Below are 13867 nucleotides of genomic sequence, written 5' to 3' on the forward strand. Positions count from 1 at the left end.
GCGGGTTGCAGAAGCGATCTGTTCGCACGTGCACAATAAAGGACAAGACGAGAGCAAAAGAAGAGCCGCGGAGCATATTGCATCGCAACATTATTTGAACAAATGTGATCTGCAGTTGCCGCTGATATCGCCCAATTTCGTGATCGCGCTGGCAAACATGGAGTTCGGCAAGTGGCCTGAACGACTGGCCGTTGGCTCACCAGGTCGAACTGCATTCTTCGTCCAGAAGGCTCTGACCGAGCGCACAACAAGCTCGGCATCTTCACCCAGGCATGGGCGCCGATCGGCGGCGTCAAGCGCCACTGGAGGAAGGCCAAGAGCGGCAGGACCTCGCTTCGGCCTCAGGCGATCACCGCGCAGCCACTCGTGCGAAGTGTTCAATCGCGCTGGGTTTTGTTAGTGAAAATTCCGGCTCTTCACCTTCAATGTATCGATATGAAGGTCAGGCACAAACATGTCGCGCGCGGCGACAACAGGCTTCGGCTTGTCCCGTGGATCAGGCCCTCCGCCTCTGGCAAACTCATCACCACGACCGGCCGGAAGCTTGAACTCTTCATCACGATCGGCAAGCCCGAGCAGATCGCCTGAGAGGTCGAACAGCTGCTGGGCGACAAGATGGACGACCTCCCCTTCCCGCTGAATCCGGCCATTGATCGCCATCATCGACGACCCGAGAACGACCCGCCGTCGTTTTTCAAACAGCGTCGGCCAGACGACGAGATTGGCAGGCCCGGTCTCGTCCTCGATGGTGATGAACATGACGCCCTTGGCCGATCCTGGCATTTGCCGCACCAGCACAAGACCTGATGTATAGACCCACCGCCCGTCCCTCGAATTCATCGCCTCGGCACAGGTGATGATGTTGCGCACTGACAAATCCTTGCGCAGGAAGGCGATCGGATGCTGCCGCAATGTCAGTCCGGTATGGCTGTAGTCCTCAATGACGTTATGCCCGTCCGTCATCTGCCGAAGTGCCACCTCCGGCTCCTGCTGCTCTGCGATCGCCGCCATCTCCCGTTCGGCCGCGGCGGCAAACAGCGGCAAGGGTTCATCGCGCAGCGCCTTGATCGCCCAAAGCGCGTCGCGGCGTTCAAGCTTCAGCGACGGCAGAAAGGCATCGGCCTTGGCAAGCTGGACGAGCGCCTCCGATGGCACGCCGGATCGACGCCACATATCGTCAACGGAGACAAAGGCGTGGTTCATGCGTGCCGCGACAATGCGCGCCGCGTCAGCGGCCGCCAGTCCTTTCACCTGTCGGAAACCGAGCCGGACGGCATGGCGGCCAGTATTGCCGATCCGCTCCAGCGTACAGTCCCACCGGGACCGATTGATGCAGACCGGCCGTACCTCGACGTCGTGGGCTCTCGCGTCGCCGACGATCTGCGCAGGCGCGTAAAAACCCATCGGCTGCGAATTGATGAGCGCCGCGCAGAAGGCTTCCGGATAATGGCATTTGATGTAGCTCGACGCATAGGCGATCAGCGCGAACGAAGCCGCATGGCTCTCCGGAAAGCCGTAGCTTCCGAATCCTTCAAGCTGCGAGAAAGTCTTCTCGGCGAATTCCGGCGTGTAGCCATTCCTCACCATCCCCGATACCAGCTTGTCCTTGAACCGCGAGACGCCGCCTGTGAACTTGAAGGTCGCCATCGACTTGCGCAGTTGGTCGGCCTCGCCACCGGTGAAGCCGGCGCAGACCATCGCGACCCGCATCGCCGACTCCTGAAACAGCGGCACGCCGAGCGTCTTGCCGAGCACCGCCTCAAGCTCGGGCGTCGGATATTCAACCGCCTCCTTGCCTTCTCGTCGGCGAAGATAAGGATGCACCATGTCGCCCTGGATCGGCCCTGGCCGGACGATCGCCACCTGGACGACAAGATCATAAAATGTGCGCGGTTTCAGGCGTGGCAGCATCGCCATTTGGGCGCGGCTCTCGATCTGGAAGGTGCCGAGCGTATCGGCCTTGCGGATCATCGCATAGGTCGCCTGATCCTCCTGTTCGACGGCAAGGTCGAGCGTCCGACCGTTGTGCTCCTCGATGAGCTTGAACGCTTTCGCCATGCAGGTCAGCATGCCGAGAGCCAAGACATCGACCTTCATAAACTTCAGGGCTTCGACATCGTCCTTGTCCCATTCGATGATCTGCCGGTCCTTCATCGTGGCCGGCTCGATCGGCACCAGATCGTCGAGCCGGTCATGGGTGAGGACGAACCCGCCCGGATGCTGGCCGAGATGCCGTGGCGCCCCCATCAATTGCTGGGCGAGCTTCAAGGTCAGCACAAGACGCCGGTCGTCCGGATTGAGATTGAGCTCGCGGACATTGCGATCGCAGACCTCCTCCGACCAGGCCCACATGCCCGACGACAGCGCCTTGATCACGTCCTCCGGCAGACCGAGCGCCTTGCCGACATCGCGGATCGCGCCGCGCGCCCGGTAGCGGGTCACGGTGGCGCAGAGCGCTGCCTTTTCTCTGGTATAGGTTCGATAGATCCACTGGATCACCTCCTCGCGCCGCTCGTGCTCGAAATCCACATCGATATCCGGCGGCTCGTCGCGCTCCTGGCTGACGAAGCGTTCGAACAGAAGATCGTTTGTCGAGGGATCGATGCTGGTGATACCGAGAATGTAGCAGACGGCGCTGTTGGCGGCGGAGCCTCTGCCCTGGCAAAGGATGCCTTGAGACCGGGCATAGCGCACGATCGAGAAGACGGTCAGAAAATAGGGCGCGTATTTCATGGTGCGGATCAGATCGAGCTCGTGGCGCACGACCTTCAACACATCGGGCGGCAGTCCTTCGGGATAGCGATCGGGCACGCATTGCCAGACGTAATGCTCCAGCGAAGCCTGGGCATCCTTGCCCGGTACGATCGCCTCCTCCGGATATTGGTAGGTGAGCTCCTCAAGCGAAAAAGTGCACCGACGGACGATCTCCATGGTTCGCGCGAGGGCCTCGGGATATCGCGGAAACAAACGCTCCATTTCGTCCGGCGGCTTCAGGTAGCGATCGGCGTGGCGCTCGCGCTCGAAACCGACCTCGTCGATCGTCGTGCGGGTGCGAATGCAGGTAACGATGTCCTGTAACTGCCGGCGGCCTGGCTCATGGAAGAGGACATCATTGGTGACGACCGTCCGCACCCTGAGCCGCGCCGCGAGATTGGAAATCTCATGCAGCCGCAGCTGGTCGTTCTGCCGGCGCCGCAGACAAAGCGACACATAGGCCCGATCCCCAAACACCTCCGCCATCTTGCGCAGCTGGATCGCGCAGGCGTCATCCGGCAGATCCGGCACCAGCACGCCAATCATGCCGTCGTTGTATGCGATGACGTCGTCCCAGTGCAGGATACAGTTGTTCTTGCCGCCGCGCGACTTGCCGAGCGTGATGAGACGGGTCAGCCGGGAATAGGCAGCCCGGTCGGTCGGATAGACCAGCACCGACATACCGTCTTGTAGATCGAGCCGGCAACCGACAACGAGGCGTAATCCCGTGGCGCGCGATGCTTCGAGCGCCCGGACAATCCCCGCCAGCGAATTGCGATCGACGATGCCGAGGACTTCGATACCGAGAGCCTTGGCGGTCTCGAACAGTTCCTGCGCCGAGCTTGCACCGCGCAGAAAGGAAAAATGGGTCGTGACCTGCAGCTCGGCATAACTCATGCGAAGATCCCATGGCAGAACCAGCGGTGGCTTCCGGTTTCGGGATCGATGCCATCACCGGAGCGAAACACCCAGAGACGCTCGCCAGCCTCGTCTTCGATGACGAAATAATCCCTCACCGCCTCCATCTCCGCGTCGCGCCGCCACCACTCGCCAAAGATCCGTTCCGGACCGTCGGCGCGCTTGACCTTCCGCCGCTTGCCGCGCCACGTGATCGAGACCGGCGGCCGGTCCGGCAGCAAGGCGATGGCCTCGATCAGCTCCGGGCGGGCCAGCAGCCGGACCGGCCGGCGCCAATGCCTGACCCAGGCAACCTCGATCAGGTCGGCCGCGGCGCTGATGCGCTGGACGGAGCGCTCCGGCACGTCGGACGCAACGGGTGCCACCCGATAAACACGCTGGCCTCGGTTGCCGTAGATATCGATCAGTGGCGTGACGTCGGTGACCTCGTCCTCGACCAGCGACGACGACTTCTGGCGCTCCTCCAGCGGCTCAGTCATCACCGCAACCAGGTTGAGCTTCTCGATCCCGAAGCCGGGCTCGATCTTTTCCGTCCGGTCGCGAAACAGCTTGGTCAGCCAGGCGACATCGCGCACCGGCTTCACCGTGCCGGCGCGGATTGCCTGCCGCGTCCCGTCAACCTTTTCGACGATCAGGTCGGCGCGCCGAACACCAAGGCCGCGCCTTTGCAGCTCCTCGATCAGTTGCACGACCAGCCGGCCGACATATTTGTTGATGGTTTCGGCAGCACCGATCGGCTCGGCGAAGGCGCGGCTCACCTCGACGAGCTCAGGGGTACGGATCGGATCGATCTGCTCGCAGACGCGGCCCAACATCTGGTCGAGCCGCCGGCCGATCTCCGGACCGAAACGGAGCGTCAGCGGCGCGCGCGGCGTGTTGGCCAATTCGCCGATGGTCTGGAAGCCGAGCGTGCGCAGATCGCTGACGACTTTGCCGGGAAGGCGCAGCAACGATATCGGCAGCTTTTCGACGGCTCGGACGGTCTCACCTGAAGGCACGATGACCGTTTCGCGGCTGATGGCGCGGGCGCAGGCGTGGGCTGCACCCCAGGTGTCGGCGATCGCGACCCGAGGAGTGAGCTTCTTTGCCAGGAACTGATTGGCGATCTTCGTCACCATGGCGAGCTCGCCGCCCTGTAGGTGGTCGGCACCCTCGGTGTCCATGACGATGCCATCGATCCCATCGACCGCGACGATCGGCGAATAGAGCGTCAGCGCCCAAAGGGTTATGCGTTCGAGTGCTGCGGCATCCATTGCAGGATCCGCCTCGATCAGCATCAGGCCGCGGAAAAACGCCTGTGCCTTGGCCGCCGGCATGCCGACATGCACGCCGGCCTTTCGGGCGGCCGCGTCGGCGGCCGACACCCAGCGCTTCGAGCCGCTCCTGGCGATCACGGCGATCGCCTGTTCAGGCGGAATAGACGGATCGGCGCGACGAATGCGATCCGTCGGCAGATCCGGAAGATAGATCGAGACGACCCTTGTCATCGCACGCCCTCACGAGAAACTCAGCACATTCACCCGATTTCACGCGCATCAATTCCAGCAACCATTGGGCCCTTCCCACACCCGGCACCGGCAATTCCTCCGACGGCATGACGCTGACCCGCCACCGCGTGGTCGACGCCGTCGGCTGCCCGAAATCATTGGCCTCCGTCTGCCGTCGCCAGCGTCGCACGGCAAGCGCCATCGTGCCCGTTCGCTCGGCCGCCAGCTGCAGCCGGCGCGAGCTGACCATCGGCAGGCGAACGAGTTCACCGACCACGGCGCCGAGCCCACCAAAGGACAGCCCTTCCTCCATGTTTGCCAGTACGTCTTCCTCCCTGTCGGATTCGACAAAGATCACCCGGTCGGGATGGAGGCCGACCTCAGCGAGCGCGGGAAAAAACAGGTCTGGCCGCGTCAGGCACCAGACGATCGGGCCTTTGGTGCGGGCCGCGATGCCCGCCGCAAAGAGCGCCGCCGCCGCACCATCCACCGTGCCCGACCCGCCGCCTGCAAATTCGTGCAGGGCGCCATAGGCCAGACCACCTCCCGGCAACACCGCATCGATTTCCGGCACGCCGAAGGAGAGACAACCAGCCTTTCTGGCTGACACGCCCTCCAGCGAGGCGATGCGCTCGCGCAAATCGGAAATCACCCTTTCACGGGCAGCAGTCATCGTTCACGGCTCCCTTCAAGGTCGTGTTGGCGGCCGACATCATGTCAGACAAATGCAGATGTTCTCTTTCTGTTCCCGAGCAGCAAAAGAGTCAAGCAACCGGAGGAATGGGAATATTATCCTGAACATTAGAAATTGGCAGAATACCCATGGAAATCAGCCCAATAGCGGGCGGCGGATTTTTTTCCGAGCGTTTGCGGGCGCTAATCCCTTTGTGTGAATTGCGGGGACAAGTCGGTATCGCCACAGTGTCTTTAAGATTTTTCTGCTGAACTGTCGGCATGCCGAAGCCTGCGAGATCAAAACCCCTTCTTCGTGACACCGAGGCCCCGGTCCGTTCCCGGCCGCGAGGCAAGCGCAATCCCGCCCAACCACAGCTCCTGTTCGATCCCATGCCTGAGCGTGTCGAGCCTGCGCTGGCGCAACTGAAGTCCCGTCCCCCAAAAGGAAAGGAGTGGAGCTGGGAGCTGAAATTGGATGGCTATCGCCTTGCCGTTCATATCGAGCCCCAGGGGATCCGGATCCTCACGCGTGGCGGCCATGACTGGACGCATCGGTTTCCGGCCATAGAGCAAGCCGCCCGAGCGCTCGGGCCGGCGACGATGATCATCGATGGCGAGGCGGTTGTGCTTGATGAAGAGGGTCGGCCGGATTTCGGGCTGCTGCAGCAATCGCTGGGCGCATCCGGCAAACAGGCGGGAAACCGTGCCTCCAACGCTGTCCTTTACGCTTTCGATCTTATTTATCTGGACGGGCACGACCTGCGCGGTGTCGAATACCGGTCCCGCCGACACCTTCTCGAGGACACGTTAAACGTCGCAAACAATGATGAAGCCGGCGCCGTCAGGCTATCGGAAACACTCGATGCCGAACCGACTGTCCTCCTGGAGCATATCTGCCGCCTCGGCCTGGAAGGCATCGTCGGCAAGCACCTCGATCGGCCCTACCGTTCCGGCCGGACCGGCGATTGGGTGAAAGTCAAATGCGTCCAGAGCGAGGCCTTCTTCATTGTCGGCTATGAGAGGTCGACAGCGTCCCCTGCCGGCTTCGGCTCGCTGGTGCTTGCCGCCTACCGCGATGCCGACCTCGTCCACGTCGGAAGTGTCGGCACCGGCTTCAAAGAAGGTGAGGCGATCAGAATACGGAAGATGCTGGACACGCTGCGCTGGAAGCGAAAGCAGCCGCCCCTGCCCTATTCCGGAGGTACCGATATTGTCTGGGTCGAACCGACCCTAATCGCCGAGATCGAGTTTCGCGCCTGGTCGACAGACGGAAAGCTTCGCCATCCATCCTACAAGGGCTTGCGAGAACGCCAGGACAATGCCGACGTCTTCCGGCTCGACTAGCGAAATCAGCGCCATCCGCTAGATTGTCCACCATTCGAGCTCAAGCGGAGTAGATGGCCTGCTATGTGCAATCTTTATCGCATGGAAGACAAGGACTGGGTCGCGAAGTGGGCCCAGGACGCCGAAAGCCTGATCAACCTGATGCCCGCCTACCAGATGAACCCCGACCAGATGGGGCCGATCGTCCGCAACACCGCCGACGGGAAGAAGCAACTGGTCCATGCGCGCTGGGGACTGCCCTCGCCGCGCTTCGCACTTGAAAAGGGGGCCAAAGCCAAGGCCGAGAAACTTGCGGTCAAAGGCAAGCCGTTCGATCTCGAGGAACTGATCCGCACGGAAGCCGACCGCGGTACGACCAACGTGCGCAAGCTCAGTTTTCCGCACTGGACGCGATGGTTCGGGGTCGAAAACAGATGCCTCGTCCCGGTCACCAGTTTCGCCGAGCCGGATCCGGCCAGCCAAGAGCAAGGCGGCAACGTGCCAAACGCCTGGTTCGCCCGCGACGAAAGTAAGCCGCTGATGTTTTTTGCCGGTCTCCATGTGCCGCAATGGCAGAGTGTCCGAAAGGTCAGGGACGGGCTGACCACCGACGACCTCTATGGCTTCTTGACCACCGATCCCAATGACCTGGTGAAGCCAATCCATGGAAAGGCGATGCCGGTCCTGTTGCTGACGAAGCAAGAGACCGACATCTGGATGCGGGCGTCCTGGGAAGAGGCCAGGGAACTGGCCAAGCCGCTACCCAATGACGCGCTGATCATTTCCTCACGCGAACCGTACGGATCCACGATCGTGTCGAAATCCGGAGATCCGGTCGAGCAGGGAAGTTTATTTTAGCGCCTGATCTGAGCTTGATTGTATCGGAAAACGAAAAAGCCTGCCGAGGGAGGAGGTGCGGCAGGCTTTTTCAAACAATTGAACAACGGCTGGGAGGAGGAGTGCCGCTGTTCCGTCAGGCTCCCCTTGGGAGGAGGAGTGGGTCGCCTGAAACACGAAGCTCTGCGGGAGGAGGTGCATTGCTTCGATGTCCTGAAGATACCAGAGGCTGCCCCAATCGCTAGCGCTGAGATCGCAGTACAGCCATGCGTTTGCTGCAATGCAATGTGGTCTTGTGCTCATTTTTCGGCCATTATGGTGGAGGCGCAGCTTTCTTCGTACTCGGCTCGAAGCCGAGAACGAATTCGACCACCGTCGCAGAGGACATTTCGCACGGCTTCAGCATCGGCCCCGACCTAATCAATCGATAGAAGTTAAAGCTGACGATATCGGTTCCGCCAAGCTCCTCGCCATAGAGCCAGGTTCGTTTGCCATCCTCCGACCGCTTGACGGTCACGCCCCATGATCGATTACCAAAAATTCCGTCAACATAGCCTTCTGGCAATTTCGCAAGCGCGGATTCGAATGACGCAGGAACAGAAGGAGGTGCTTCTCGTCGCAGATCCCGCAGCCGTCCTCGTCCATGCTGGATGCCGGGCGCAACTTTCGACAACACGGACAGGTGGTTGCATCCGAAGCGCACGGCTCTTCGCGGTCCGGCGGAAGAATTTCGATGCAGACTTTCGGCAGCAGATCGGCCGCGCTTTGATCCATGGCGATGCTCCTGTTCAGGGTCGTATCAGAGATAGTAAGCGTCAAAGGCTGCACAAGCCGGCAGATCGCTATCAATGAAGGCCAATGCGAATATGACTACAATCGAGCGGCCTTCTTGACGACCCTCCTCCGACCTTGTTCATTTGTGCCATGTTCAAACGCGCGAATGCTGTGCAGATCAGAGTTTCCATCGACGAGATCGACCCGGGCGTCTGGCGCCGGTTGGTCCTGCCTACCCATTGGAACCTGGAGCATCTGCATCTCGGAATTCAAGCAGCATTCAATTGGTGGAACTATCATCTCTATGAATTCCGCATCGGTGGTCTGCGGTATGGCGACGTCGAGACCCTAATGGAGGATGCGGCCGATGACGATCCTCGTGTTTTCGATCAGGAAGAGGTTCGTTTACTGGACTTCGAACAATGTTCTGCTTTCAGCTACCATTATGATTTCGGGGACAGCTGGCGGCACACCGTCGTGGTCGAGGAATTCCTGACGATTTCTGCGACGCCTAAACATGGTACCTGCGTCGCCGGCGCGAGGGCGCGACCGCCCGAGGATGTTGGTGGCGTGTCCAGATATGAGCGGTTCCTGGAGATCATCGCCGATCGGGAAGATCCCGAATATGCCGAAACCATTCACTGGTGCGGTGGCTATTTTGATCCCGAATGGTTCGACCTGTCGGTGGTAGACAAGGACGTGCGCAACGCTCTGCGCTCAAACGTCAAACGGCGTCTCTATCAACCGAAACCGAAAACCGCCCCAAAGAAATGAGTTGGGTGAGGGTTCGAAGTGGAACGTCTCGAAAAAACCCGAGCCTACATCCATCCTGACCCGCAGCAACGGCTTCAAGCCGCGTTGGCTCCCGCTTGTCTTTCGCGCCACAGAGAAGGCGACAGGCCGGTCGCCCGCTTGAAGGCATTGCTGAACGCTCCTTGCGAGGAATAGCCTATCAGGGCGGCAACCGATGCCACCGGCAAATCGTCGTCCCGCAGCGCCTTGCAAGCAATGTGAATACGCCACCGAGCAAGATAGCCGAGCGGCCCGATACCTGCCGTCGCGGTAAAGCGCGCGGCGAAGCTCGACCGCGACATCGCGCAGGCCCGGGCCAGTTCGTCTAAATGCCACGAGCGCGCCGGGTCCTCATGCATGAGCTGCACGGCCGGCGCGAGGCGTGGATCGCCTAGTGCGCGCAACCAACCCCGGGGAATGCGGCTGTTGCCATTCATCTGTGCCCGCAAAATCTGAACGAACAGCAATTGCGCCAGCTGCGATGCGACAAGGGCGTTTCCCGGAAGGCGCTGCGTGCGCTCGGTCACCAGTTCGTCGAGCAACCACCGAAACCGCCCGGCCTGCTCGGTCGTACCGTCGATGCGCAGCCACGGCGGCAGGGCTTCCGACAGAAGCGTTCCGCTGGTCGGATCGAGCAAGACATGCCCTCCCAGATAACTGCAATCCGCTGCATCGCCTAGGGTGACGAACGAGCGGCCGCGCCCGGAAAACAGCGCCATCGCGTCGAGCGGCGTCACCGACGGATCGCTCGATACTGTGTAGGGGCGCTGCGCCGTCAGAAGACCGACATCCCCTTCTTCGAAGCGCACAGGCGCTTCGCCATCGATCTGCGTCCAGCATGCGCCCTGAGTCAGGGCGAAAAACTTGATCGACTTCGGGGCCGGAAACCGGAGGGCCCATTGCCCCCCTGCGTCAAAGCCACCGGTTACCATCGATTCCACGGTTGTGAGATGGAGAATTTCGGAGAGTGCGTCAGAAGTCATCTTTGGACTATCGCGTATGTATCTTAGACGCTCAAGCATTCTCAATCCGACTTGACCGGCTATTTTACGGTTGAAGACATTAACCGCTTTCGGAGCATTTATGGCAGACGACACAGTCCTAATCACCGGGGGAACCGGATTTATCGGGCAGCACACGATCATCGCGGCGCTTGCCGCCGGTTTCCGGGTACGGGCCGCGATTCGATCGCTCGACCGGGAAGAAGAGGTCCGTGCCTATCTGGCCCATGGCGGCGCCGAGCCGGGGGACCGGCTAAGCTTCGTCGAGACCGACCTGCTCAAGGACGAGGGATGGGCCGACGCCGCGCAAGGTTGCGTCTATGCCATTCATAGCGCGTCCTCCACGCCCTCAGGAAACTATGCGAGCGAAGAAGACTGGATCCCGCCCGCCGTCGACGGCAACCTTCGGCTGCTCCGTGCGGCCCGCGACGCTGGGGTGAAACGAGTGGTGCTGACCTCCGCCTTCGGGGCCATTGGCGCTGGCAAGGCCAGTCCCGGTCGCCCCTTCACCGAGGAGGATTGGAGTGATCTCGACGGTCCTATCGCGCCTTATCAGAAATCGAAGACGTTGGCGGAGCGCGCCGCCTGGGAGTTCATCTCCGATGGACGCGGTCAGATGGAACTGGCAACGATAAATCCGACCGCCGTCATGGGCCCGGCTCTTGGCCCGGACACCTCGCATTCGCTGATGATGCTGAAGGGCATGATCGAGGGCCAGCCCGGGCAGCCTAGGATCCAGTCCTGTTTTGTTGACGTTCGCGATGTGGCTGACCTTCACTTGCTGGCAATGACTGATCCGGCCGCCGCGGGCGAACGCTTTCTCGCGACCTCTGGTGACGCGCTATGGCTCGTCGATGTAGCCAGGATTCTCAAGGAACGCCTCGGCGAGCAGGCGCGAAAGGTATCCACCAAAGAGGTGTCGGACGCAGACATGAAGGCCGCAGCCGAGACCGATGCCAAGGTGAGAGCGCTTCTTCCGCTTCTTGGCATTGATCTGTCGGCCAGCGGCGCCAAGGCCAGGCGGCTTTTGGGATGGCAACCGCGACCGCCCGCCGAGGCGATCGAGGCGGCCGCGCGGAGCATGATCGAGGTCGGCATAATCAACGTCTGAGAGCGCCCCTATGGCCCGAGACGGGGGGGACGGGATCGGACCCATCCTGCCGTCTCGCCAGCCTCGAGCGCCCATCGTCGCCAGGTCCTCCCAATTTCTGGAAAGACTGAATCAGAACTTCCCACCGACAGCAACGCCGACTTTTCAACGCAATCCGCCGTTGGGGGCTCTATCTGCTCGCCATAGCGAACGGTAGCTTAACGCCCCGTTCCGAAATGCCTGAACGATCGACATGACGGGCGCCAAGCCAACGTTCAGCCAGCTAATCTTCATTTCCAATTTGGCGCTTGCGAAAGCGAGCCAGCCTTGCGCGCCTTGAAGGGACTCGAACTACCGACACGCAATATCATCTCGATAAACGCCTGATAATTCGCTTGTTCTCGAAACACCCGCGTCCCGCCCAATTTCTATAAGGGTATTAAATCGACTGATGCGCCTATTGCTTTTGGCGCTCAGACAAAAGCCTACCCGTAGCGGTATGCGGTGCGGATACTACGACGGACCGCGATAACGAGGTCTTGCTGCACAGTATGCATAACACGGTGTTGTACTCGTCAGTACAGCTCGTTGAAGACCCGTTCAGCCATAAAATCAATGAAAGCACGAACCTTTGGAGCCCGCGCAGACATCGGAGGCCACACAAGCGAAACGCTGCCTCGCTCTTCTGTGTAGTCTTCAAGAACGGGTTGAAGGCGGCCGGCCGCTATGTCGTCTTTGACGAGATAGCTTGGTACTTGAATAATCCCCAAACCACCAAGCGCTGCGGATGCAAGTGCCTCGCCATCGTTCAAAATGATAGCAGGTTTAATCGGCTTTAACTGACTGGAGCTCTTAAACGCCCATATCTCCGGACGGCCGGTCGTCGGAAAACGATAAAAAATGCAATCATGTTTCTGAAGATCCGCCGGATCTTGCGGGACGCCAGACTGAGTGAGATAACACGGGGAAGCACAGGTGGTGAACGTATGGGGACCAATCCTCCGCGCCCGCAACGTCGATTCGTCCAACTCACCAAGCCGGAGGACCACGTCGTAGCCGCCTTCGATGATATCGACCTTCACATCATCGAGGAAAACGTCAGTTGTAACATCCGGGAATTTGGCCTGGAAACGTCTCAACGCCGGCATGATGACCTTGCGCCCCAACACGGTCGGTACGCTCACTTTGAGGCGACCTCTCGGCGCAGCTTGAAGCAGATGAAGCTCTTGCTCTGCATCTTGTAGATCTTTCAAGATGCGCGCGACGTATCGATTGAGAACGTCGCCTTCACCGGTCACAGCCAGGGACCGTGTCGTCCGGTTGAGCAATCGCAGCCCTAAACGCGCTTCAAGCCGTTCCACCGATTTGCCAACGGCCGATGAAGACAGCCCAAGCTTTCTCCCCGCGGCCGCGAAACTCCCGGTTTCCACGGCAACTGAAAAAGCGACCAAGCCACTAAGGGACTCTATGGAAAGGACTGACGACATTATGTCCGGGATGATGCGACATGTAACCCTATTCCGTCAACCGTCGTGATCCTCCACATTTCAGCACGGCGATGGCACAGTCTGAGTGGCCGGCGGTTTTGAGCATTTAGCTTTTGAATCCCGTAAGGAAAAAGTCATGACGGCTCCGACCTTCAAAACTTGGGCTGACTGGATCAAGAGAGGCAGCGTTGCTCCGCATATTCTGACTTTTAAGTCGGCGGGCACAAAGCTTGACATGGTGGAGGCCATCCGACCCAAAGGAGATCTTTCTCGGATGGCGTTGCCGAGTATGGTTCTAAATCAAGATTTGGTCGGCGGCTTACACTTGTGCGGCGATTTTGGCGGCGGCCCCTTCGCCGGGACGAGCCTCAAAGGAGGCTTCTATCTCGCCCCACCTAATGCAGATTACAAGCTTACCGTCGATGCTGAGCATCATACTCGCGCGCTCGCTTTTTCAATTGAGTACTGGCAAATGGTTGTCGACTGGGCTGCAGATCGCAACTTCTCACTGACGGGCTCGAAGCTTTATAACGGTAGATGCTTCCGCTCACCTTTGATCCATTCGATATTTCGGCAGCTATGGCGGATAGGCGACGAAGAGGGGGCGCCGTCGCGAATGCTAGCGCAAGCAGCTGGGTGCGAAATACTGGCGGAGTTGTGTCGACTGCACCGCGCCCCATTCTCCCCCGAAAATGGCGGCTTAGCGCCTTGGGCGGAGCGGCGTTGCAT

General features: G+C 60.2%; 12 protein-coding genes. 5 read left to right on the forward strand and 7 right to left on the reverse strand.

Annotation, left to right across the window (positions count from 1 at the left end; translation table 11 throughout):
* Positions 1-396: 396 nt before the first annotated feature.
* Genes V8P77_RS30215 through V8P77_RS30225 form a run of 3 tightly spaced genes read right to left on the reverse strand, consistent with a single transcriptional unit; the run spans position 397 to position 5832 of the window.
* Positions 397-3651, reverse strand: a complete 3255-nt coding sequence (locus V8P77_RS30215) for an error-prone DNA polymerase (RefSeq protein WP_335915850.1) — start codon at positions 3649-3651, stop codon at positions 397-399.
* The gene (locus tag V8P77_RS30220) at positions 3648-5159 is read right to left on the reverse strand and encodes a Y-family DNA polymerase (protein WP_335915852.1); all 1512 of its coding nucleotides are present in this window, start codon (positions 5157-5159) and stop codon (positions 3648-3650) included. Before V8P77_RS30220 ends, V8P77_RS30215 begins: the two co-directional genes overlap by 4 nt.
* Positions 5080-5832 (reverse strand): ImuA family protein, encoded by a 753-nt coding sequence (locus V8P77_RS30225; protein WP_335915854.1) that lies wholly within the window; start codon positions 5830-5832, stop codon positions 5080-5082. Before V8P77_RS30225 ends, V8P77_RS30220 begins: the two co-directional genes overlap by 80 nt.
* Positions 5833-6113: 281 nt before the next feature.
* On the opposite strand from V8P77_RS30225, the gene ligD reads away from it, so the two are divergent.
* Together ligD and V8P77_RS30235 are read left to right on the forward strand one after the other, a co-directional pair.
* Positions 6114-7178: a non-homologous end-joining DNA ligase gene (gene ligD, locus V8P77_RS30230; RefSeq protein WP_335915855.1), complete on the forward strand. Its 1065-nt coding sequence runs from the start codon at positions 6114-6116 to the stop codon at positions 7176-7178.
* A 63-nt stretch (positions 7179-7241) separates the two neighbouring features.
* Positions 7242-8015: an SOS response-associated peptidase gene (locus tag V8P77_RS30235; RefSeq protein WP_335915856.1), complete on the forward strand. Its 774-nt coding sequence runs from the start codon at positions 7242-7244 to the stop codon at positions 8013-8015.
* Positions 8016-8307: 292 nt separating this feature from the next.
* Here V8P77_RS30235 and V8P77_RS30240 read toward each other — a convergent pair whose 3' ends face one another.
* Both V8P77_RS30240 and V8P77_RS30245 read right to left on the reverse strand, forming a co-directional pair.
* Positions 8308-8625 carry a hypothetical protein gene (locus V8P77_RS30240; protein WP_335915869.1) on the reverse strand — a complete coding sequence of 106 codons (318 nt, stop codon included), beginning with the start codon at positions 8623-8625 and terminating at the stop codon, positions 8308-8310.
* Positions 8508-8768, reverse strand: coding sequence for a hypothetical protein (locus V8P77_RS30245; RefSeq protein ID WP_335915870.1), 261 nt, complete (start codon positions 8766-8768; stop codon positions 8508-8510). Before V8P77_RS30245 ends, V8P77_RS30240 begins: the two co-directional genes overlap by 118 nt.
* 150 nt (positions 8769-8918) lie before the next feature.
* Between V8P77_RS30245 and V8P77_RS30250 the strand changes: the two genes are divergently transcribed.
* Positions 8919-9542: a plasmid pRiA4b ORF-3 family protein gene (locus V8P77_RS30250; RefSeq protein ID WP_335915857.1), complete on the forward strand. Its 624-nt coding sequence runs from the start codon at positions 8919-8921 to the stop codon at positions 9540-9542.
* 74 nt (positions 9543-9616) lie between these two features.
* Here the strand turns inward: V8P77_RS30250 and V8P77_RS30255 are convergent, their stop codons facing one another.
* Entirely contained in the window at positions 9617-10543 is a 927-nt protein-coding gene (locus tag V8P77_RS30255) for an AraC family transcriptional regulator (protein ID WP_335915858.1), read from the reverse strand.
* 100 nt (positions 10544-10643) lie between these two features.
* Here V8P77_RS30255 and V8P77_RS30260 point away from each other — a divergent pair, with 100 nt between their 5' ends.
* Complete coding sequence (locus tag V8P77_RS30260; protein WP_335915859.1) at positions 10644-11672, forward strand: SDR family oxidoreductase; 1029 nt, start codon at positions 10644-10646, stop codon at positions 11670-11672.
* Positions 11673-12226: 554 nt separating this feature from the next.
* On the opposite strand, the gene V8P77_RS30265 is transcribed toward V8P77_RS30260, so the two are convergent.
* Positions 12227-13102 (reverse strand): LysR family transcriptional regulator, encoded by an 876-nt coding sequence (locus V8P77_RS30265; protein WP_335915860.1) that lies wholly within the window; start codon positions 13100-13102, stop codon positions 12227-12229.
* Positions 13103-13274: 172 nt separating this feature from the next.
* Here V8P77_RS30265 and V8P77_RS30270 point away from each other — a divergent pair.
* Positions 13275-13867: AraC family transcriptional regulator (locus tag V8P77_RS30270; protein WP_335915862.1), on the forward strand; the 593-nt coding region annotated here is incomplete at its 3' end.

The organism is Rhizobium aouanii, assembly GCF_037002925.1.
Classification (GTDB): Bacteria; Pseudomonadota; Alphaproteobacteria; order Rhizobiales; family Rhizobiaceae; genus Rhizobium; species Rhizobium aouanii.